Genomic DNA, 1,649 nt, shown 5'->3' with positions numbered 1-1,649 from the left:
CGAGCCGCAGCCGTGCGCGGCGTCGGCCCGGTGCGCCGGCAGCGTCACCTCCCCGGCGCCCTCCACCTCGAAACCGGCGTCCGCGATCATCTCCAGGTCGGCCTTGCCGGCCTGGCCCTCGCTGGTCAGGTAGTCGCCGAGGAAGATGGAGTTGGCCAGGTGCAGCGCCAGCGGCTGCATGGAGCGCAGGTGGACCTCACGGCCGCCCGCGATCCGGACCTCCACGTCCGGGCAGACGAACCGGACCATCGCCAGGATCCGCAGGCAGCGCTGCGGGGTGAGGTTCCACTCCTTGGCCAGCGGGGTGCCCTCGAACGGGATCAGGAAGTTCACCGGCACCGAGTCCGGGTCCAGCGCGCGCAGCGAGAACACCACGTCCACCAGGTCCTCGTCGCTCTCGCCCATGCCGGCGATGAGACCCGAGCAGGCGGACAGCCCGGCCGCGTGCGCCTTGCGCACCGTGTCCACCCGGTCGGCGTACGTGTGGGTGGTGGTGATGTCCCCGTAGGTGGCCTCGGAGGTGTTGAGGTTGTGGTTGTAGGCGTCCGCGCCCGCCGCGCGCAGCCGCTCGGCCTGGCCGTCGGAGAGCAGGCCGAGGCAGGCGCACACCTCGACGTCCTCGTTCTGCTCCTTGATCGTCTTGATGGTCTCCGAGACCCGGTCCACGTCCCGGTCCGTCGGGCCGCGCCCGCTGGCCACCAGGCACACCCGCTTGGCCCCGCCCGCGAGTCCCGCGGCGGCGGCCTGGGACGCCTCGTCCGGCTTGAGCCAGGTGTACTTCAGGATGTCGGCCTTGGAGCCCAGCCGCTGGGAGCAGTACGAGCAGTCCTCGGGGCACAGGCCCGACTTGAGGTTGACCAGATAGTTGAGTTTCACCCGTCGCCCGAACCAGTGCCGGCGCACCTTTCCGGCCGCGGTCACCACGTCGAGCAGGTCGTCATCGGAGGTGGCCAGCACGGCGAGCGCTTCCTCGCGCGTCGGCAGCTCGCGCCGAAGCCCCTTGTCCACCAGCGTGTTCAGCAGGTCCATGAGCGACGATCCTGTCCTACGGGACCGCTCCCGGCCAAGGAGACTTGGCACAACAGAGACGGTTGATCGTGTGGGTATTGCCACACCCTGGGCGGTTGATCATGCCGCTAGGGTCTGTTCGATACCTACAAAAGCACCGGAGGACCCATGGCGTTCGGCTGGATCGACGAGCAGGCCGAGGCGCGCCGCCGCGCCGGACTCGTGCGCGCCCTGCGCCCCCGCCCCGCCGACTTCTCCCTGCTGGACCTGGCGAGCAACGACTACCTGGGCCTGTCCCGCCATCCCGAGGTCACCGAGGGGGCGGCCGAGGCCGCCCGGCGCTGGGGCGGCGGCTCCACCGGCTCCCGGCTGGTCACCGGCAGCACCGAGCTGCACGCCGAACTGGAGGGCGCGCTCGCCGCGTTCTGCGGGTTCGAGGCGGCCCTGGTGTTCTCCTCCGGGTACGCGGCGAACCTGGCCGCGGTCACCACCCTCGGTCCGCACGGCTCGCTGATCGTCTCCGACGCGGGCAACCACGCCTCCCTCATCGACGGCTGCCGGCTCGCCCGGGGCGAGACCCAGGTCGTCGGGCACGCCGACCCCGAGGCCGTGCGCAAGGCCCTGGGCACGCGCCGGGGCGC

2 protein-coding genes are annotated in these 1,649 nt (G+C 71.7%); one reads left to right on the top strand and one right to left on the bottom strand.

Features of this window, described 5'->3' with window-relative positions; genetic code table 11:
• On the bottom strand, window positions 1-1,029 hold a 1,029-nt coding region (gene bioB, locus H5J33_RS34430; protein WP_181798588.1), incomplete at its 3' end, for a biotin synthase BioB.
• A gap of 147 nt (window positions 1,030-1,176) precedes the next feature.
• Here bioB and H5J33_RS34425 point away from each other — a divergent pair.
• On the top strand, window positions 1,177-1,649 hold a 473-nt coding region (locus H5J33_RS34425), incomplete at its 3' end, for an aminotransferase class I/II-fold pyridoxal phosphate-dependent enzyme (protein ID WP_181798587.1).

It is taken from the genome of Streptomyces sp. WELS2, from assembly GCF_013870595.1.
Taxonomy (GTDB): domain Bacteria; phylum Actinomycetota; class Actinomycetes; order Streptomycetales; family Streptomycetaceae; genus Streptomyces.
Note: the sequence above shows the minus strand (reverse complement) of the source record. Positions and strands in the feature narration are given on the sequence as shown.